This window comes from Alkalilimnicola ehrlichii, from assembly GCF_003399765.1.
In the GTDB taxonomy this organism is placed as follows: Bacteria; Pseudomonadota; Gammaproteobacteria; order Nitrococcales; family AK92; genus AK92.
This window is the reverse complement of the sequence record NZ_NFZV01000003.1, coordinates 174,320-194,606: the sequence shown is the minus strand read 5'-3', so window position 1 is coordinate 194,606 and position 20,287 is coordinate 174,320. Positions and strand designations below refer to the sequence as shown.

Annotated in this window: 11 protein-coding genes and 2 pseudogenes; 10 read left to right on the top strand and 3 right to left on the bottom strand. The window is 59.0% G+C overall.

Annotated elements, in window-relative coordinates:
* Positions 1–299 precede the first annotated feature (299 nt).
* The 3 genes and pseudogenes from CAI21_RS04570 to CAI21_RS04560 all read left to right on the top strand — a co-directional run bounded on the left by CAI21_RS04570 (position 300) and on the right by CAI21_RS04560 (position 3,396).
* The gene (locus tag CAI21_RS04570) at positions 300–1,595 is read left to right on the top strand and encodes a CmpA/NrtA family ABC transporter substrate-binding protein (protein WP_116301214.1); all 1,296 of its coding nucleotides are present in this window, start codon (positions 300–302) and stop codon (positions 1,593–1,595) included.
* Between the two features lie 139 nt (positions 1,596–1,734).
* Positions 1,735–2,492 (top strand): annotated as a pseudogene (ntrB, locus tag CAI21_RS04565) (nitrate ABC transporter permease); the annotation flags it as partial.
* Positions 2,493–2,544: 52 nt separating this feature from the next.
* Positions 2,545–3,396: an ABC transporter ATP-binding protein gene (locus CAI21_RS04560; protein ID WP_116301213.1), complete on the top strand. Its 852-nt coding sequence runs from the start codon at positions 2,545–2,547 to the stop codon at positions 3,394–3,396.
* A 48-nt stretch (positions 3,397–3,444) separates the two neighbouring features.
* On the opposite strand, the gene CAI21_RS04555 is transcribed toward CAI21_RS04560, so the two are convergent.
* The 3 genes from CAI21_RS04555 to CAI21_RS04545 all read right to left on the bottom strand — a co-directional run bounded on the left by CAI21_RS04555 (position 3,445) and on the right by CAI21_RS04545 (position 6,664).
* Positions 3,445–4,737, bottom strand: a complete 1,293-nt coding sequence (locus CAI21_RS04555; protein WP_116301212.1) for a nitrate regulatory protein — start codon at positions 4,735–4,737, stop codon at positions 3,445–3,447.
* Between the two features lie 95 nt (positions 4,738–4,832).
* The gene (locus CAI21_RS04550) at positions 4,833–6,074 is read right to left on the bottom strand and encodes a CmpA/NrtA family ABC transporter substrate-binding protein (protein WP_116301211.1); all 1,242 of its coding nucleotides are present in this window, start codon (positions 6,072–6,074) and stop codon (positions 4,833–4,835) included.
* A gap of 14 nt (positions 6,075–6,088) precedes the next feature.
* On the bottom strand, positions 6,089–6,664 hold the full coding sequence (locus CAI21_RS04545; protein ID WP_116301270.1) for an ANTAR domain-containing response regulator: 576 nt from the start codon (positions 6,662–6,664) through the stop codon (positions 6,089–6,091).
* A gap of 461 nt (positions 6,665–7,125) precedes the next feature.
* On the opposite strand from CAI21_RS04545, the gene CAI21_RS04540 reads away from it, so the two are divergent.
* From CAI21_RS04540 to CAI21_RS04510, 7 genes and pseudogenes are all read left to right on the top strand, one after another.
* Positions 7,126–8,466 (top strand): MFS transporter, encoded by a 1,341-nt coding sequence (locus CAI21_RS04540; protein WP_116301210.1) that lies wholly within the window; start codon positions 7,126–7,128, stop codon positions 8,464–8,466.
* Positions 8,467–8,497: 31 nt separating this feature from the next.
* Positions 8,498–10,932: pseudogene (gene nirB, locus CAI21_RS04535) on the top strand (nitrite reductase large subunit NirB).
* On the top strand, positions 10,929–11,258 hold the full coding sequence (gene nirD, locus CAI21_RS04530) for a nitrite reductase small subunit NirD (RefSeq protein ID WP_116301209.1): 330 nt from the start codon (positions 10,929–10,931) through the stop codon (positions 11,256–11,258). Before nirB ends, nirD begins: the two are co-directional and overlap by 4 nt.
* A gap of 72 nt (positions 11,259–11,330) precedes the next feature.
* The gene (locus tag CAI21_RS04525; protein ID WP_116301208.1) at positions 11,331–13,982 is read left to right on the top strand and encodes a nitrate reductase; all 2,652 of its coding nucleotides are present in this window, start codon (positions 11,331–11,333) and stop codon (positions 13,980–13,982) included.
* Positions 13,979–14,806: a uroporphyrinogen-III C-methyltransferase gene (cobA, locus tag CAI21_RS04520; RefSeq protein WP_116301207.1), complete on the top strand. Its 828-nt coding sequence runs from the start codon at positions 13,979–13,981 to the stop codon at positions 14,804–14,806. Before CAI21_RS04525 ends, cobA begins: the two co-directional genes overlap by 4 nt.
* A 511-nt stretch (positions 14,807–15,317) precedes the next feature.
* A complete protein-coding gene (locus tag CAI21_RS04515) occupies positions 15,318–17,039 on the top strand; it encodes an ATP-binding protein (RefSeq protein ID WP_147305494.1) in 1,722 nt (573 codons plus the stop codon).
* Positions 17,040–17,125: 86 nt separating this feature from the next.
* Entirely contained in the window at positions 17,126–20,287 is a 3,162-nt protein-coding gene (locus tag CAI21_RS04510; protein WP_116301205.1) for a diguanylate cyclase, read from the top strand.

Below are 20,287 nucleotides of genomic sequence, written 5' to 3'. Positions count from 1 at the left end.
GCAGCTGGAGGAGCAAGACTTGACCCCTCAAGCCATTAAAAACACTCTAAAACTCCAACGCTTACGGCCGCTATCACGGCCCTGGCATAGTTTCTGCTGTTATAACGCCAGAGGCTAGCCAACGGCGGCCGGCCTCGCAGGGGAAACACCGAGTAGTTCCCTCATCCCGAGCGCATTTTATGTGCGGAGGGGGCTACTCAGTGTTTCCCCAACCAGGGCAAAGGCGTCCATTCATCGTCCGCGCACAGCGCGTCGACGAGGAGTGGGCGCTTTTTCGTTTGAGGCACAGGAGTTTTCCAATGACTAACAAGAATGGGATTAACCGTCGCAGCTTTCTCAAAGGTATGGCTGCCGCCGGCGGCGCCGCGCTCTGGGGCGGCCTGGCACTCCCCGGGCAAGCGCTCGCCTCCGGCGGCGGCAATCTCGAAACCCGTTCGGCCAAACTAGGCTTTATCGCGCTTACCGATGCCGCACCGCTATTCGTCGCCTTGGAGAAGGGCTTTTTCGCCAAGCACGGTATGACCGATGTCGAGGTGCTGAAGCAGTCTTCTTGGGGCACCACGCGGGATAATCTCGTTCTTGGCTCGCGCCGCAACGGCATCGATGGCGCGCACATTCTCACGCCTATGCCTTACCTCATCGCTTCCGGCGCCATGACGCCCAACAATGTACCGCTACCGATGTACATCCTGGCGCGGCTTAACCTGGCTGGGCAGTGCATTTCGGTAGGCCGCGAGTACAACGATCTTAAGGTCGGACTCGACACGACGGAATTCGGTAAAGCACTGGCCGAGAAACGGGCGGGCGGCGACGAGGTGCGCGCTGCGATGACCTTCCCCGGCGGCACCCACGATATGTGGATCCGCTACTGGCTCGCCGCCGGCGGCATCGACCCGGACCGTAACATTTCCACCATTGTCGTCCCGCCGGCGCAAATGGTCGCCAACATGCGGGTGGGCAGCATGGACACCTTCTGCGTCTGCGAGCCGTGGAACCAGCAGTTGGTCAATCAGGGCATTGGTTATACCGCTAACACCACCGGCGAGATCTGGCACAACCATCCGGAAAAAGCTTTTGCGATGCGGGCCGATTATGTCGACGCCAACCCCAACGCCACCCGCGCACTGCTGATGGCGGTGATGGAGGCGCAGATGTACTGCGAAGACCCGGCCAATAAAGAAGAGGTGGCCCGTATCTGCTCGCGGCGGCGTTGGATTCACGCGCCCTTCGACGACATCATCGATCGCATGCAGGGCAACTTCGATTACGGCAACGGCCGCGTGGTGGAAAACCACCCGGACCAGATGCGGTACTGGAACGACCACGCCTCCTACCCGTTCAAGAGCCACGACTTGTGGTTTCTCACCGAGAACATCCGCTGGGGGTACTTGCCGGCCAACTTCGACAGCACCGCCTTGGTCGAGCAGGTCAATCGCGAGGACCTCTGGCGGGACGCGGCTGCGGCCCTGGGCGTTGCCGCGGCGGATATTCCGGACGGCACATCCCGCGGCGTGGAAACCTTCTTCGACGGCAAAGTCTTCGATCCGGAGAACCCGCAGGCCTATCTCGACAGCTTGACCATTAAACGCATTTAAATTTCCTCTCACTGGAGGGTATACCGCCATGAGTACATCGGTTAACCAAGCGGCCAGCGTGCCGCTCAAGCTAAGCTTGCCGTCCCGCACCGCGGTTCAGGCGACCGCGGAGAGGATCGGCAAATACGGTATGAGTCATGTATTGCCACCGGCGATCGTCCTGGCGGTGCTGCTGGCGGTCTGGGAGGCCTTATGCTCGGTGCCGGGAGCAACTTTGCCGGCGCCGTCAAAAGTCGTTGCCGATACCTGGGAGCTGATCGTCAACCCCTTCTACGATTACGGCGGCAACGACGTCGGCATGGGTTGGCAGATTCTGGCCAGTCTCGAGCGTGTCGCCTACGGGTATTTGTTGGCTGTGGTGGCCGGTATCGGCCTCGGGGTGCTGGTCGGGCAGTCGACCTGGGCCATGCGCGGGCTCGATCCGATTTTCAGGTGCTGCGCACCGTACCGCCGCTGGCCTGGCTGCCGCTGTCGCTGGCGGCGTTTCAGGATAGCTACCCGTCGGCCATCTTCGTGATTTTCATTACGGCGATCTGGCCGATCATCATCAACACCGCCGTCGGCGTACGCAATATCCCGGAAGATTATCGCAATGTCTCTCGCGTGCTGCGGCTCAACGGCGTCGAGCATTTCGTCAAAATCACGCTGCCGGCCGCCGCGCCTTATATCTTCTCCGGCCTGCGCATCGGCGTCGGCTTGTCCTGGCTCGCCATCGTTGCCGCCGAGATGCTGATTGGCGGTGTTGGTATCGGGTTCTTCATCTGGGATGCCTGGAACGCCTCGATGATCAGCGACATCGTGCTGGCACTGATCTACGTCGGTATCGTCGGCTTCATTCTCGATCGCATCGTCGCCGCCCTGGGCAAGTGGGTTACTCGCGGCACCACGACCGCCTGATTCGCACCGCAGGGGCGCAGCCCCTGCACGCAACCGCGCAGGAGAAACGATTATGAGCAAGCATTACCTGACCATCGAGGACGTTAACAAGACGTTCCACACCGGCGGCAACACCACGGAAGTCCTAAAGCAAATCGATTTAACCATCGATCGCGGCGAGTACGTGTCGATTATCGGCCACTCCGGCTGCGGTAAATCCACCGTCTTGAATATCGTCGCCGGGCTCATCCCGGCCACCTCCGGCGGCGTGATTCTCGACGGCAAGGAGGTTAACGCTCCCGGGCCGGATCGCAGTCTGGTGTTTCAGAACCATTCGCTACTACCGTGGCTCACGGTGTACGAAAACGTGGCCATCGCTGTCGATAAAACCTTTAAGGGCAGTAAAACGGCGGCGGAACGGCGCGAATGGGTGCTGAAAAACCTGGACATGGTCAATATGAGCCATGCCTTGAACAAACGTCCGGCGGAAATCTCCGGCGGCATGAAACAGCGGGTGGGAATTGCTCGCGCCCTGGCCATGCAGCCGAAGGTATTGCTACTCGATGAACCGTTCGGCGCGCTGGATGCGCTCACCCGAGCACATCTACAAGACGAAGTCATGCGCATTCAAGCGGAGCTGCAAAACACCGTCATCATGATCACGCACGATGTCGACGAAGCTGTGCTGTTATCCGACAAAATCGTGATGATGACGAACGGCCCGGCCGCGACCGTCGGCGAAGTGTTGAGCATCGATTTACCGCGCCCGCGCGACCGCATCGCCTTGGCGGAAGACGTGCGGTACAACAAATACCGTCAGGCGGTACTCAGCTTCTTGCATGAGAAACAACGCAAGGTGGAGACTCTACAGCAAAAGCGCGAAGAGAAGGATGCCCAGCCACTGCACTCGGCGCAGAGCGCCTAAGGTAAGCAGGGCGCGGCACTAAGCCGGCGCCTGCGCAGTGGCTCAAGGTTAAGCCTTATGCAGTATGTCGCGCATGGCGACGGTCGCAGCGGCCACCTCGGCTAGTTTACGGCCTTGGCTCATGGCGAGCCGACGGAGGAATTTATAGGCTTCTTCCTCGCTCAACCGGTGATATTCCATGACTAAGCCTTTGGCCTTCTCGATCGTTTTCCGCTCCCGCAGGGCTTGGCGGGCAGCATCCAACTCTTCGTGCATGCGCTGTAGCCGCTGCGATTGCGACTGCACCAAGTCGATGATTGACCGACCGAGCTGCGGCCCAACACCGCCGGAACTGTATGCCCCGGAGTCGACCGCCGTGTCGCCGCCACACTCGCGAAAGAACACGGCAAAGGCAGGCTCTTCCAGCGCCATGTCGGCCAGGGCGGCAACATGATCTCGATGGTTGGCTAAATCGGCGTTTGCATCCGCTATTTTTTGCTCGCACAAGGCACTCAAGACGGATTGCAGGCGGTTTTCGACCTCTTTCATGGCATCGATGCGGCGGGTTGTGCGGGTAAACCAGGCATCGCTCTGCGCAAAATCCTCGCTCGCATCGGAGGTGCAGGCGATGCGCCGCAAACGTTCGACCTCTGCGGTATGCGGACCGCGCACTACCGCATCCCATACCGCGACCACCTCCGGTTCGGCAAACTCGGCGAAGCTTTGGAAGCAACGCTCCTGACTTTCTATCAGCCGTAACAGTTGCCGACGCGACTCGGCGGTGAAACCCGTCATCGCAAACGAAGCCGCCCCTAAGGCCCGCTCCTGCCCGGCCAGTTCTTTACCCTGCATAAAGTTGAATAACGCGACCAAGCTACGCGATACATCGGGGTCGGCAGCGGCATCCGCAGCCTCGAACACCACGTTCAACAAGCCCTTTATTAGCGCACTATAGCCGGCAATAACGACATCTGGGGTGATTTGTAGCTCGCGCACGCGGCCACGCACGCTTTCCAGTTCGTCAAACCCATGCACTACATACGCAATCCGGCTAAACAAACGGCTACCGGCATAAAAACAAGATGCATCGGTATCGAGTCCTTGCAAACAATCCCGCAGACCTTGCTCCATCTGGCGGGAGCCGGCTACGTACTCGACCACAGCGTTGCCGTAGCGCGTACCGCCGGAACCGAGAAACATATTCGACGCCCCTCGCTCCCGCTGTAGCGCATGCACCAGGTTACTGATGGCGACGACCAAGCGTCCCATGCTGAGCAGGTGTTTGAGGCTCTCGATCTCGCATTGCTTGGAAATGATCAGGTAATCGAGCGCGCTATGCGCAACTTTTGCGTTCGATGTCATAGCATGGCTCACTCTTGCAGCGATGAAATGGGCGGTGCGAAGCGGTGCCAAGCCGTGTGCACGGTGATTGCGACGGCCTAAAGCCGTCGCAACGCTTAGTGAACTCGTCCAGCCGGCTGCTGATGTACGGCCTCCCGCACCGGGTCAAATCGCTCGCCGGTAAAGAAGGCGTTGGGGCCCATCGCGATGGGGGCGGTCGCCTCTTGCAGAGTCCAGGCGTGGTGCTGAACCCCCTCGGCTTTGTAGTCGATAGTCGGCACGGGCATATCGATCTCGGCGACCGCCTCGCGGAACACATCGGGCCGATAGCTACGTTCGACGACGGCCGATACGTCAACGTTCGGCGGCAACTGGCCGCGTATCCGCATCTGCTCGCCGTACCATAACCCCTGGGAGCGCCATGGGAAGTTGGCGGCCGAGCGACCGAAAACGAGAAACTCCGGCTGCGGGATGCCGTGCTCGCCCGGTCGGTGCGGCCGAACCCCCATTAAGGCCGGCTCCAATACCTGTTGCGGCACATCGACATAATCCGCCCGACTCAACAGAATGGCGGCCAGCTCTCGGTGGCGCGGCTTTTCCAGCCAACGACAGGCCCGGACAACGGCACGGGTAAGGGCGAGCGTTGTCTGCGGGTGGCGAAGGTGCCAGGCCTCGGTCATCGCCAAGACCTTTTCCATAGCGTTGTTCCAGATCTCGTAACTACTGATCAGACTGACGCCCAGCCCCAAATCAACCGCCAGGCCGTTCCAGGGCTCGCCGACGCAGAACCCGGCAATCTCGTCCATTTCCAGCGCCCGCACCATATGGGGGGGAGAAATCACCTTTAGGGTGAGATCGCGTAGCGGGTCGATGCCCGCCGCCGATAACCAGTAACAAAGTTGATAGTAGTGAGTCGAGGTCGGGAAGACCGTCGCGAAGACTAACGGCGGCTTATCCAAAATACGCCGTGCTTCGATCACGGCGCGTAAAGCATCCGCGGTGTAGGGCGGCTCGCGCAAAGCTTCCGGCGCCAGAGCCAGCATCTGGCGGAACAAGTCGTGCGACACCGTAATCGCGTTGCCGCCCAGGTTTAGGACGCAAGGGGTAATCATCGGCACCCGCGGCCCGGCCACACCCAATGTGGCCGCCAGCGGCATCGGCGCCGGCATCTGGGCGGCATCCAATGCACCGAGCATGACCTTATCGCGGATATTGGCCCAAGAGGTTTCCCGGCACAGGGTGACATCCAAACCCTCGGCAGCAAAAAAGCCCTGTTCCTTGGCAACCGCTAACGGGGCACAGTCGGTCAGCGATATGAAACCGACGCGAAGCGCGGTTTTCTCCAATGCATGGGACATCACGTATAACTCCCTTAGTCGACGGCCCCTGTCGAGAGAATCTCCCGGGCCAGGTCATTAAGATTAAGACGACGGTCCATCGCCAGTTTGCGCAGCCGTTGATAAGCGGCCTCCTCGCCTATGCCATAGCGCTCCATCAATCGACATTTAGCGCGATCTATAAGCTTGCGGCTCTCCAAGGAGCGCTGCACCTTGACTAATTCGGTGCGCAACAGCGCGTGCGAGCGGAAGTGCGCAATGGCGACATCGACCAAGGAGCGAACGACCGGCGCCGATAACGTTTCTACCGCATAGGCGGTTACTCCCGCACGAGCGGCATCCAGGGTGAGTTCGGGGTCCACGCTTTCGGAAAGCATGATCATCGGCTTCGGGTAACGCTGCCCGAGGCTTGCCAAGTGTTCTAAGGTATCCCGGCCCGGCGAGTCGGTATCGACCACCACGGCATCGGGCGCCAGCTCGCATACCTTGTCATGCAAAGCATCCTCGCCGTCGATAACCGCTACGACTTCAAAACCGGCTTCGCGCAGTGACTGCTCTAACTTGCGCGAACGTTGTGGTCGTGTATCAACAATCAGTACACGAACTGCCATCGCTAACCTCCCTTTGATGTCCCTTCGAACCATTTCCTTATTGCCATTAAGCGGTAGGAAAGTGTGGCGCAGGTTGTGCCGACGGCTCAAAGCAAGGCCCGGTGCAAAGGAACACGAACCGCTAAGCAACAACCGTGCCCATAACGTCATGGATACGCGATTCCCGCTAGCCAGCGAGCTTAAGCGCGTCATCGCGCGCGGCGCGCGCGCGCGCGCGCGATGACGCACCGCAGCAGTGCAGGCATGCACCGGATTAGGGCCAAACGGCCCGTCCAAAATTGTGCACATGCACCCAGACACAAGCTATCCAATTGTTTTCATTGACATACCCTCTTCTTGGCATAGCTGTTGAATAGATAACTACGTCAGACGTGGACCAGGCCGTCCTTCGGTACGAGTGCGTCGATTGAATACCTTCGAAGGGGAAGGTTCATATCGATCTCGCGTAGAGAGGGTTTGGCATGGAACTGCGCAACAAAGCCACCAGAATACGTCTGTTTAGCTTCAATACACCGCAAATGCGGGCGTTTCATCTGAGCTGGCTCGCATTTCACGTGTGCTTTTTCGGCTGGTTCGGTATCGCCCCGCTAATGGCGGTGGTGCGAGAAGACTTAAGCCTTACGCAATCCCAAATTGGCAGCACCATCATTGCCTCGGTAGCGATCACCATCGTCGTGCGCCTGTTGATCGGCGTGCTGTGCGACAAAATCGGTCCGCGGCTTGCCTATAGCGGCTTGTTGGTCCTTGGCTCGATCCCCGTCATGGGCATCGCCTTTGCCAATAGCTTCGAAACCTTCTTATTAGCTCGTTTGGCCATCGGCGCCATCGGCGCTTCATTCGTTATCACCCAATATCACACGACGGTAATGTTCGCTCCCAATGTCGTGGGCACCGCCAACGCCACCACGGCGGGCTGGGGTAATCTCGGCGGTGGTACGACGCAGATTCTGATGCCGTTGATCTTCAGTGCCATCCTGATGCTGGGCGTCAACGAATTTCTCGGCTGGCGGCTCGCCATGGTCGTGCCGGGTGTGGTGCTGTTCTTCACCGGCATCGCCTATTACTTCCTGACGCAGGACTGCCCGGACGGCAATTTTAAGGACTTGCGCGAGCGCGGCGAGCTGCCGCCGGCGGTTAAAGAGCGAGGCATGCGCGGCAGTTTCCTGCTGGCGGCTAAGGACGTTCGCGTCTGGGCTTTGTTCATTGTCTATGCCGCCTGCTTCGGGGTGGAGCTGACGATCAACAACATCGCCGCCCTGTATTTCTTCGATCACTTCGAACTCGACCTGAAAACCGCCGGCATCATCGCGGGGCTGTTCGGTCTAATGAACCTATTCGCCCGCACCCTGGGCGGTTACTTCTCGGACTTGTTCGCCCGCTGGCACGGACTGAAAGGGCGAGTGCGCTTCCTGTTCTTCGCGCTGCTGCTGGAAGGCATTTTCCTGATCGTGTTCTCGCAAATGACGGTGCTATCGCTTGCCATCGTCGCTCTGATTACCTTCAGCCTGTTCACGCAAATGGCGGAAGGCGCAACGTTCGGCCTGGTGCCGTTCATGAACAAGAAGGCGCTCGGCGCGGTAGCGGGCATTGTCGGCGCGGGCGGTAACGCAGGCGCCGTTGCGGCCGGCTTTTTGTTCCGTACCGAAGGCATGACGTACCAAACGGCCTTGTTATATCTGGGGCTAGCGGTGGTGGTGTGCGCTTTTGCCGCTTTCGCCGTGCGCTTCTCGGCCGAGACGCAGGCCGCCGAAGACGAAGCCTTTAAAGCCGCCTTGGCCGAACGCGAAGCAGCCCCCGCGTAAGCGGCGTGGATTAGTAAAGAGGACCGGAACCATGAAAGAAAAACTCGTAATGGTCGGCAACGGGATGGCTGGGATGAAGGTCATCGAAGAGCTGTTGGACATCGCACCGGAAAAGTACGAGATCACGATTTTCGGTGCCGAACCCTACGGCAACTACAACCGCATCATGCTATCTCCGCTGCTGGCCGGCGAGAAAACGGTCGACGATATTATGCTCAACCCCATCGAGTGGTATGCCGAGCACGGCATCACGCTCCACGCCGGTAAGCAGATCGTGGAAATCGACCGCGTCGGCCGGCGCGTGATCGCCGCCGACGGCACCAACGCCAAGTATGATCGCCTGCTGCTTGCCACCGGTTCCGATCCTTTTATCATCCCGGTGCCGGGCAAGGATTTGCCCGGCGTCTTAAGTTATCGAGACATCCACGACGTCAACCGAATGCTGGAAGCGTCGAAACAGCACAAAAAGGCCGTCGTGATCGGCGGCGGCCTGTTAGGGCTGGAAGCGGCCTACGGCCTGATGAAGCAAGGCATGGATGTGTCGGTAGTTCATCTGATGGACACTCTGCTGGAACGGCAGCTGGATAAAACCGCAGGGCAGATGCTGCAACAGTCGCTGGAAGAGCGCGGCATGCGGTTTTGATGGAGAAACAAACAACCGCCATCCTGGGCGAGGAGCACGTCCAAGGGATTCGTTTCTCCGACGGTACGGAAGAAGAGGCGGATTTGATCGTCATGGCGGTCGGTATCCGGCCCAATATCGACTTGGCGGCTCGGGCGGGAATTTACTGCGAGCGCGGCGTGGTGGTGTCCGACACGTTACAGACGTTCGATCCCAAAATCTACGCCGTCGGCGAGTGCGTGCAGCACCGTAACCAGTGCTACGGCCTGGTCGCGCCCTTGTTCGAACAAGCGAAGGTCTGTGCCAACCATCTAGCGGGGCTAGGTTTCGGGCTCTACCAGGGCTCGGTGACCTCGACCAAGCTCAAAGTCACCGGCATCGACCTGTTCTCAGCCGGCGATTTTCATGGCGGAGAGGATTGCGAAGAAGTCGTTTTCCACGATCCGGGCGCAGGCATTTACAAAAGAATCGTTATCAAAGACAACCGGGTCCAAGGCTGCGTACTCTACGGTGCCACCGGCGACGGTTCCTGGTACTTCCAGCTGATGCGGGAAGGCACGTCGGTCATCGATTTCCGCGACACCTTGCTTTTTGGTCAGGCCAACCTGGGCGACGCCGGCCATGGCGGCGTCAATCAAGTGGCCGACCTGCCGGATTCGGCCCAGATCTGCGACTGTAACGGGGTCTGCAAGGGCACCATCGTCGATGCGATCACCACCAAGGGGCTGTTCACGGTCGACGATGTGAAGGCGCACACCAAAGCGGGCAATTCCTGCGGTTCCTGCGTCGGCTTGGTCGAGCAATTGTTGGCGAACACCGTCGGCGGCGATTACTCTCAGCCCAAGATCAAACCGATATGCCCGTGCACCGACTTCAGTCACGATCAGGTGCGAGAGGCCATTCGCAAGCAAAAGCTCACCTCCTTACAGCAGGTTTATGACTTTCTGGAGTGGAAAACGCCGGACGGCTGCGATAAGTGCCGACCGGCGCTGAACTATTACCTCATCTCGACCTGGCCGAACGAGGCCGACGACGACCCGCGAGCCCGCTTCGTCAACGAACGTATGCACGCCAACATCCAGAAAGACGGTACCTATTCGGTAGTGCCGCGGATGTGGGGCGGCGTTACCAACCCGAAAGAGCTAAAAGCCATTGCCGAGGTGGCGGAAAAATATAACGTGCCGACGGTCAAGCTCACCGGCGGGCAGCGCATCGATCTGCTCGGCGTCAAGAAAGAGGACTTGCCGGGCGTCTGGCGCGAACTCTCACAGGCCGGCTTCGTCTCCGGCCATGCCTACGGCAAGTCCTTGCGCACGGTCAAGACCTGTGTCGGCAGCGAGTGGTGCCGATTCGGCACGCAGGACTCTACGCAGTGCGGCATCGAGTTGGAGAAGATGACCTGGGGCTCGTGGACGCCGCATAAGTTCAAAATGGCCGTCTCCGGCTGCCCGCGCAACTGCGCCGAAGCCACGATCAAAGATTTCGGGGTAGTGGCCATCGAGTCGGGTTGGGAATTGCACGTCGGCGGTAACGGCGGCGTAAAAGTCCGCGCGACCGATGTGCTCTGCCGGGTCAAGACCATGGACGAGGTTAAGGAGCATGCCGCCGCCTTCATGCAGCTCTACCGCGAAGAGGCGCGCTACCTGGAGCGTACCGCGCCTTGGATCGAGCGGGTGGGACTTTCCTACGTCAAAAGCCGTGTGGTCGAGGACGAAATTGGCCGCCGCGCACTTTACCAACGCTTTCTCGAGTCGCAAAAACACGCCCAGAAGGATCCTTGGGCGGAATATGCCCGGCCCGAACGTCGTGCCGAGTTCGTTCCCTTGCAGGAGGTCAAATCATGAGCACGCCCGTAGCAGAGCTTCGCACCCGCTGGGTCGCCGTCGGTAGCCCTGACGATATCCCGGCCCAAGGCGCCCGCGTAGTACTGACGCAAGATGCGGCGATCGCCGTGTTCAAGACTGTCGACGGGCGGATCTTCGCGCTGGAAGACCACTGCCCTCACAAAGGTGGGCCGCTGTCGCAAGGCATCGTGCACGGCGATTGCGTTTCCTGCCCGCTGCACGGAATGAAGATCAGCTTGGCCGAGGGCAAAGCGCTCGCCCCCGACGAAGGCGAGGTTCGGCGCTATCCGGTCAAATCGACGACGACGTGCTGTATCTGGATTTAGGCAGCGCGGCGTAAAACACACGGCGCAGCGGCTGGATGCCGCTGGTCTGCAAGCTGTGAATTGAGGTATTCGATGTCTACACAAACCACCGCTACGACGTGTCCCTACTGCGGCGTCGGCTGCGGCGTCTTGGTCGACCGCGACGCCGCCGGCACAGTAAGCGTGCGCGGTAATCCGGAGCACCCTGCCAACTTCGGCCGACTCTGCTCAAAGGGCTCCGCCTTGGCAGAAACCCTCGGCCTGGAAGGTCGCCTGCTCACGCCGGAAGTAAACGGCCAGGCCTGCGATTGGGATCAGGCGCTCGATACCGTGGCGAGCGGCTTCCGCCGCATCATCGACGAGTACGGGCCGGATGCGGTTGCCATTTATGGCTCCGGACAGCTGCTCACCGAAGACTACTACGTTGCCAATAAGCTAATGAAAGGCTTCATCGGCAGCCCGAATATCGACACTAATTCGCGCCTGTGCATGGCCTCCGCAGTAGTCGGCCACAAACGCGCCTTCGGTGCCGACGCGGTACCGGTATGTTACGAGGACCTGGAGCTGGCCGATCTGGTCGTGCTCACCGGTAGCAACCTTGCGTGGTGCCATCCGGTATTGTTTCAGCGGCTGCGCGCGGCGCGCGAGCAGAACCCGAACCTTAAGGTGGTCGTGATCGACCCCCGGCGCACCGATAGCTGCGATATCGCCGACCTCCACCTACCGCTAAGGCCGGGCAGCGACATTGCGCTGTTCAATGGCTTGCTGACCCATTTAAGCCGTTACGGCAAAGTCGATTACCGTTTTCTGGAACAGCACGGCAACGGCTTCTCGGACGCCCTGGAAGCGGCCGAACAATCCGGCAGCCTACCTGAAACCGCCTTTCTCTGCGGGCTGCCGGAACAAGATGTGCTGCAATTTTTCCGCTGGTTTGCCGCCACCGAAAAAACCGTCACGGTGTTCTCGCAAGGCATTAATCAGTCCTCGGTCGGCACCGACAAAGTCAACGCCATCGTCAACTGCCACCTGCTCACCGGCCGAATCGGCCGCCCCGGCATGGGCCCGTTTTCCATCACCGGCCAACCCAATGCCATGGGCGGGCGCGAAGTCGGCGGCCTGGCGAACCAACTCGCCGCGCACATGGATTTCACGCCGGAGGATATCGACCGTGTGCGCCGCTTCTGGGATGCGCCGAATATAGCCGACAAACCGGGGCTGAAGGCGGTTGATATGTTCGAAGCCATCGGCCGCGGCGAGATCAAAGCGGTATGGATTATGGCGACCAACCCGGCGGTAAGCCTGCCGGATGCCGATAAGGTCCGGGCCGCCTTGGCCGGCTGCGAGTTGGTGGTGGTTTCCGACTGTATGCGCGAAACCGATACCGCGCGCCTGGCCACAGTCCGCTTGCCGGCCCTTACCTGGGGCGAGAAAGACGGCACGGTTACTAACTCGGAGCGACGCATCTCGCGGCAACGCCGTTTCCTTCCCGCCCCCGGTGCAGCCCGCGCCGATTGGTGGATCATTTGCGAGGTCGCCAAACGGCTTGGCTTTGCCGAAGCTTTCGATTACGTTGCGCCCTGCGAGATCTTCCGCGAACACGCACGCCTGTCGGGCTTTGAGAACGGCGGCCGGCGGGCTTTCGATATCGGCGCTCTGGCCGAGATTAGCGCCGCAGAATACGAGGCCTTGACGCCTTTCCAGTGGCCACGCCCGGCCGGCAGCCGAACCGGGCAAACCCGCCTCTACGGCGAAGGCGGCTTCCACACCCCGTCGGGGCGGGCGCAGTTAGTGCCGGTCAGCCATCAGGCGCCGCAAAACGCCCCAAACCCCGACTATCCGCTAATCCTTAATACCGGCCGTGTGCGGGATCATTGGCATACCCTCACACGCACCGGTAAGGCGCCGCGCCTGTGTGCCCATATGCCCGAGCCGCTGGCACAGATACACCCCAGCGACGCCTATCGTTTAGGCCTGTTGGAGGGCGATTTGGTCAGCATCGAAAGCCTTTGGGGCAAAGCCGTGGTGCGCCTTCGCCTGGACGAGCAACAACAAGAGGGCTGCGTGTTCGTGCCGATGCACTGGAACGATAGCTTTAGCGCTCAGGCGTGTATCGATGCGGTGGTCAACCCGGCCCGCGATCCGCTCTCCGGCGAGCCGGAATTCAAGCATACGCCGGTTAAGGTTCAGTCTTGCCGTTATCAATGGCACGGTTTCTGCCTTAGCAGGGAGACGGTGTCGCCTATCGGCGATTATTGGACGCAGCTGCCGGTGGTCAACGGCCAGCGCCTGGAGTTTGCGTGCAGCGAAGGCGTTGACTGGCACAGCTGGGCGCAAGCACAAGCCCCCGCCGAGGTCGAATGGCTGGAGTTTAAAGACCCCGGGCGCGGCCTATTTCGCCTAGCCGCCGTTCAAGATAATCGGCTGGCGTTCTGCCTTTTCATCGGCCCCGAGCCCAATCTGCCGGAGCGGGAGTGGTTAACCACCTTGTTAAGTGCCGACAGCCTGAGCGTCAACGAACGGCTGGCGCTATTAAGCGGCGCACCGCCTGCCGGCACGGGCAGCCAGGGGCGCACCGTTTGCAGTTGCTTCGGCGTCGGCGAAAATACCATTTGCGCCGCAGTTCGAGCAGGCTGCCACAGCGCGAAAGAGATCACTCGCCAATTGAAGGCCGGTGGCAATTGCGGTAGCTGCCTACCGGAAATAGAACGGCTCATTGCCGAGAACAAACGGGAGCGTGCCGCATGAAACGTCGCGACGCCTTACCGGCCCTGCTGTGGCGCCTGCTACAACGCGGCACAACGCCGCCGGGCCGCGTCTATCTGATTGGGGCCGGCCCGGGAGACCCCGAGCTGCTTACCCTCGGGGCACTGAGTCGCCTGCGAGAGGCCGATATCGTCCTGTACGATCGCTTGGTTAGTCAGGCGATTCTCGACCTTATTCACCCCGACGCCCAGCAAGTTTATGTCGGCAAGCGTTGCGGACGACATAGCGTGCCGCAAACGGACATCGAAACACTCATGATCGATTACGCTCGCCAGGGCAAGCGCGTCGCCCGCTTGAAGGGAGGCGACCCCTTCATGTTCGGCCGCGGCGGCGAGGAAGTCGAAACGTTGGCCGAAGCCGGCATTGAAGTGGAGGTCGTGCCGGGCATTACTGCGGCGACCGGGTGTGCGGCTTACGCCGGTATTCCGTTAACGCATCGGGATTATGCGCAATCCTGCCTATTCGTAACCGCTCACCGACAGGAGGGGGCCGGCATCGTTGACTGGCAAGCCTTAACGCGCGCCCGGCAAACGGTGGTGGTTTATATGGGCTTAGGCAGCCTGCGCCAACTCTGCGATGGCCTGATAAGACACGGCTTGACGCCGGATTGGCCGGTCGCTGTGATTGAGAAAGGCACCACCAAAGATCAGCGCATCGTCGTCGGCACTCTCAACGATATCGCATGCCGCGTTGTAGACGCTGAGCTAAGCAGCCCTGCATTGACCGTTATCGGCGAGGTGGTCCGCCTGTACGGCACCACCCATCACCGTACCCCCGCGGAAACAGCTTCCTCACTCGCCGTGTAAGCGAAGCCCTCCTTTGCCGGCATAGCCCGCTAGCAGCGCCCTGCCCGGCACCGGCAAGGGAGGGAAAGAGCAAGCACGTGCGATCAATTACGCCATTTACCTACAGCTTCCTGTTTCACGGTCTATTATAGAAGGACGGAAGCACTACCGCCTGAGATAGCCCAGTGCCGCTTACTAAACCAAACGGTCGGTAGTTCCTTTTTATTTCTTTCCTATAGTAAGGTAAAACGATAATTAGAAATTATGAGAGGAAGCGGGCTCACTTATGTGATTCGACACCTAGCGTGTCGATCCGATAGGCATAAGCGAATCACCCGGCGTTTTCCCAGCGTACGACCCGCCATTGGAAAACTATAAAGGACGAAATTTCGTCACGTCGACGTTGGCCGATCATCACAGCAAAAAACCAGCGACGGTAACGGTCAGCCGGACTAACAGGCCACAGGGAACATGCGACGCCGTCAGCATCTGAGGTGCATTCCCAGTCGCCGGCTAAGGACAGAGTCCGGATGTGAGAAGAATAATTATGATTCCTGGGTACACCGCATTCGGCCATATACATACAGGTTCCGCCAACCTTATCGAGCAGGCTAGGCGAGAATACGATGGACGCCCTGTTGTACTGAAACAGCCGCTCAGCACGACACCAACGACTGAACAAGTAAGCCGCTATCGCCACGAGTTCGAGCTGTTGCGACAACTACATCTGAATAGCACCGTGCAGGCTTACGGCTTGGAATTGAGCGACGGTAAGCCGGTGCTCGTACTTGAACGCTGCCCAGGGCACTCGTTAAATACGTTGATGAAGGAAGGCGCTCTCGATCTTGAAGAGCGCCTTCAAATCGGTGCCGAACTCGCGGCGGCCATCAGCGAACTGCATAGCGCGCGGGTTATTCATAAAGGCATTCAGCCAAAACATGCCGTATACGACTCGACGACCGGTCGCATAAAACTGATCGATTTTAGTCAGGCTTCTCGCCTGAATAGCGACGAGCCCGATTTTAATCGCTTATCGCCTAGCGTCGACCTACGCTACATATCGCCTGAACAAACCGGGCGCATGCAGCAAGTCGTGGACTATCGAAGCGATCTTTACTCGCTTGGTATCACGCTCTACGAACTACTCGGCGGCGCTCATCCGTTCGCCGAACGCGAACCGCTAGAAATCGCGCATTGCCATATCGCCCACCAGCCCCCTCACCTCGCCAGTATAGCGCCCGATTTATCGCCTTCGCTCTGCGCTATCGTTATGAAATTGTTGGCCAAGAACCCGGAGGAGCGGTATCAAAGCGCACTTGGCGTGCAACGCGATATCGAAGCCTGTCTGCACTATTGGCGAACCGATGGAAAAATTCCGACGCTCCCTCTGCAACGCTTCGATATTCCCGACCGGGTTGTCATCCCACAAGCGCTTTACGGCCGCGAAGAAGAGCTCAAACTGCTCCTAAAAGCATTCGATCGTGTCGACCACCAGCACAAAGAGTTGCTTTTGGTCAGCGGTTATTCGGGCATTGGCAAAAGCGCGCTGGTACACGGTCTACAGGAGGCCGTTACCGGACGGCACGGCTGGTTCATTACCGGCAAAGCACAGCTCCACGAACGCAATCGTCCCTATAGTGTCTTGGCAACGGCACTTCGAGAGCTGGCGAAACACTTGCTAACCGAACCGGAAAAGCGCCTTAAACAATGGCGGGAAGCGATTCTCAGCGCCGCCAACGGCAACGGTCAGGTTATCATCGATCTCACACCGGAAATCGAACATATCATAGGCCCGCAACCACCCGCGGCAGCAGTAACGCCCGAGGCGATCCGTAATGTTTTTCAACATGTCCTTCACAATTTCTTCCGGATTTTCTGCCGCCCCGATCACCCCTTAGTGCTGTATCTCGACGACTTGCAGTGGGCCGATAGCGCCTCGCTTAGCGTCGTCGAACGACTGCTACGAGACAGCGATCTCGGCCATCTCATGATCGTAGGCACCTACCGCCACAACGCTGTCGACCAGGACCACCCGCTAACGACGCTGCTCAACCAGCTAAAATCTGTCGATTTGCCAGCCACGCAAGTCGAACTCGGCCCTTTGCCGCTATCGGCCATTACCGCCTTCGTCGCCGACGCCCTACACAGTCCCCCCAACGCCGTTGCTCCGTTAGCGGAATTGGTGTACCAGAAAACGGACGGCAACCCGTTCTTCGCCGGTCAGCTACTTCGCGACTTACACAGTAAAACCTGATTACCTTCTCTCACGAATACGCCTCTTGGCACTGGGATCTGTCGCAAATTCATGCGGCAGCCATTACCGATAACGTTGTCGAACTCATGCGTGCCCGGCTAAAGCGCCTCAACCCCGCTACACAGCGAATCGTAGGCGAAGCAGCATGTATCGGCAACCGATTCAAACTGGATATCCTACAGCTTATCAGCCACTTACAACGTCACGAGATGATATCTCCGCTTAGCGAACTGCTGGATGAGGGGCTGCTTAGCGCGCAGGGCGATATCGAGGCATGGCTGGAATCGCACGACGATGGCCCGGTTCCCGAGCTGCGTTTCGCTCATGACCGGGTACGCCAAACAGCCTACGAACTCGTCGACGAATCCCAGCAACCGGCACAACACCTCGCCATCGGTCGAGCCCTATTTGCGCACACACCGCCGGAAAAACAAGAAGAATGCGTTTTCGATCTGCTGCATCAGCTCAACCCCGGGGCGCATCTCATCGAATCGCAAACCGAGCGCGATACGGTAGCGCGACTTAACGTCATCGCAGGCCAGCGCGCAAAATCCGCTTCCGCCTTCGAATCGGCCTTACATTACTTCAACATCGCGCTCGAACTGCTCGGAGAGCAAGCCTGGAAGCGTCATTACGAACTGACCCTTAACGCCTCCATCCAGGCCGCCGAAGCGGCCTATTTATGCGGCGATTACGAACGGATCGAAACGCTTACCGAAGCGGTACTCGGCAACGCTCATTCGTTGCTGGAGCAAATAAAAATTCATGAGGTCCGAATTCAGGCCTGCATGGCCAAAAACGAATTGCGCAAAGCACTGAATATCGGGCTGGAAGTCCTTGAACTACTCGGGGTTCGCTTCCCGAAAAAACCTCGAACCTGGCACATTCTGCTAATGCTGTTCAAAACGCAGGCAGCATTCGCCGGCAAACGGTACCAAGACCTGCTTAACCTGCCGCTGGTCACAGACCCGCATGCCCGATCCGTACTGCGCGTATTGGCACGCCTGGGCTCGACAGCCTATATCGTTAACCCAAACCTGCACCCGCTATTAATCTTCAAGGTGCTCGGGTATGCCCAAAAATACGGTAACTCGGCCGAATACACCTTCGCCTATGCAACCTACTCGCTACTGCTAGCCGGAATTATCGGCGATATCGACCGCGGTTACTCCTTCGGTCAGCTAGCGATGGACTTAGTCGACCGAACAGGCGCGCGCCATCTCGAAGCACGCACGGTCGTGCTCTTTAATGCCTTCACGACCCAGTGGAAGCGCCATCTACGCACTACGCTGGCACCGCTTAAGCAAGCTTTCCGTAGCGGACTCTCCTATGGCGATTTCGAATATGCCAGTTATTCGATAACCGCTTTTATTACCCATGCCTACTTTGCCGGCTTGCCGCTGCCCGAAGTCGAGCGGGAAGCTCGTCATTATCTGAAAGCGACCGAGAGCATACACCAAGGGACAGGGCGCAATATCCTACGTTTAAGCCACCAGGCTCTGGCCAATCAACTCAACAAGGAGGGCAGCGATGCCCTAACCTTAATTGGCGAGAGCTTCGACGAACGAGCGTTACAATCCGCCCGCGCCGAAGACAAGGACGTAACGCTGCTGTGCTACTACGGCGTACATAAAATGGTAATGGCCTATCTGCTAGGGGAGTATCGCCAAGCCCGACAGCACGCCGATGAAGTCCGCCGCCGTCTCAGTAACGTCCGTGCAATGCTGATCGTGGCAATTTTTCGCTTTTACGATTCGCTTATCCAGCTAGCGATATATCCGGATACCGATTTCGTCGGGCAGCGGCGCATTCTATGGCGCGTACGACAGAACCAGGCAAAACTACGCAAATGGTCGCGTCATGCGCCTATGAATTTCCGCCACAAATATTTGCTCGTCAATGCCGAAGTGCTACGGGTTAAAGAACGCACCGTTGCTGCCATGAAGGCCTATGAGGAAGCAGCGGAGCTGGCCTGTCAGCACGAATACATTCAAGAAGAAGCATTGGCGAACGAACTGGCCGGAAAGTTTTACCAAACCCTTGGGCAGCATCGAATCGCGGCCCTGCATCTGGATACCGCCACGGAGCGGTATCGTCGCTGGGGCTGCCACGCTAAGCTCATAAACTTGTCGAAACAAACGGCGCGTTATCGCAATCAACCGTCTCCGCCGCCGCAAGGCCCGCTTTCCGATGGCCTGGCAGCCTCTCGGATCGATCTCAGCACGCTGAAGAAAGCGTTGAAAAGCATCGCCGCCGAAGAAGTACATAGCCGCATGATTCAACACATCGTGCGCGCGGCCGTCGAGTTTACCGGCGCTCAAACCGGCCATTTGCTGCTGAAGAAGCCCGACGGCCACTTGTATGTCGAAGCCGAATGGAACATCGACGGGGAACAGCCGCAGCTACTGCAATCGCAACGCCCGGAGGACAACCAACGCCTATCGCTGGCGGTGATCAACTACGTCCGCCGCACTCGACAGAGCATTGTTATTCACGATGCGAGCCAGAAACAGCAGCAACTACCGCAGTTACATCACGACAGCTACATCGCCGCCCACTCCGTCAAATCCATCCTATGCATGCCGATTCTAACCGAAGCCAACGACGAACCGGAGCTGACGGGCGTGTTATACCTGGAGAATAACCGAGCGACCGGCGCCTTCACCGAAGACGGTTTCGAAGTCCTGGAGATTATCGGTTTATCGGCAGCCGGACGGCTGGAGCTGTCCCGCAAGGCGGCTACCGACGGCCTGACGGGGCTCTATAACCACGATCACTTCCGGGCGATATTAAGCAACGAGTTCCGTCGCGCACGGCGTAAGAATAGGCCACTATCGGTCATCATGCTGGATGTCGATCATTTCAAACGCTTCAACGACACCTGGGGTCATCAAGCCGGGGACCATGTGCTGCGAGAAGTTACCCGCACCATTCAGGACTGCTGTCGCGACTCCGATACTGCGGCCCGTTACGGTGGGGAGGAAATCGCACTTATTCTGCCGGAGTCGGACACCGAGTGCGCTTACGGTATTGCCGAACGCATCCGAAAACGCGTCGCCGAGCGCGACATCCACTATGGGGGCCAAAAGCTCCGCGTGACCATTAGCGCCGGTCTTGCCAGCCTAACCCCGGCCATCACAGACGAAACTCTGCTATTGCAGCGGGCGGACGAGGCTCTCTATGCCGCGAAACGGGGCGGCCGCAACCGGGTTAGCGCCCATAACACCCGACTAGAGCTGTCGGAGTAG

Coding starts and splice junctions, on each gene's coding strand:
- CAI21_RS04570 (WP_116301214.1), top strand. CDS start 300: ATGACTAACAAGAATGGGATTAACCGTCGCAGCTTTCTCAAAGGTATG.
- CAI21_RS04560 (WP_116301213.1), top strand. CDS start 2,545: ATGAGCAAGCATTACCTGACCATCGAGGACGTTAACAAGACGTTCCAC.
- CAI21_RS04555 (WP_116301212.1), bottom strand. CDS start 4,737: ATGACATCGAACGCAAAAGTTGCGCATAGCGCGCTCGATTACCTGATC.
- CAI21_RS04550 (WP_116301211.1), bottom strand. CDS start 6,074: ATGTCCCATGCATTGGAGAAAACCGCGCTTCGCGTCGGTTTCATATCG.
- CAI21_RS04545 (WP_116301270.1), bottom strand. CDS start 6,664: ATGGCAGTTCGTGTACTGATTGTTGATACACGACCACAACGTTCGCGC.
- CAI21_RS04540 (WP_116301210.1), top strand. CDS start 7,126: ATGGAACTGCGCAACAAAGCCACCAGAATACGTCTGTTTAGCTTCAAT.
- nirD (WP_116301209.1), top strand. CDS start 10,929: ATGAGCACGCCCGTAGCAGAGCTTCGCACCCGCTGGGTCGCCGTCGGT.
- CAI21_RS04525 (WP_116301208.1), top strand. CDS start 11,331: ATGTCTACACAAACCACCGCTACGACGTGTCCCTACTGCGGCGTCGGC.
- cobA (WP_116301207.1), top strand. CDS start 13,979: ATGAAACGTCGCGACGCCTTACCGGCCCTGCTGTGGCGCCTGCTACAA.
- CAI21_RS04510 (WP_116301205.1), top strand. CDS start 17,126: ATGCGTGCCCGGCTAAAGCGCCTCAACCCCGCTACACAGCGAATCGTA.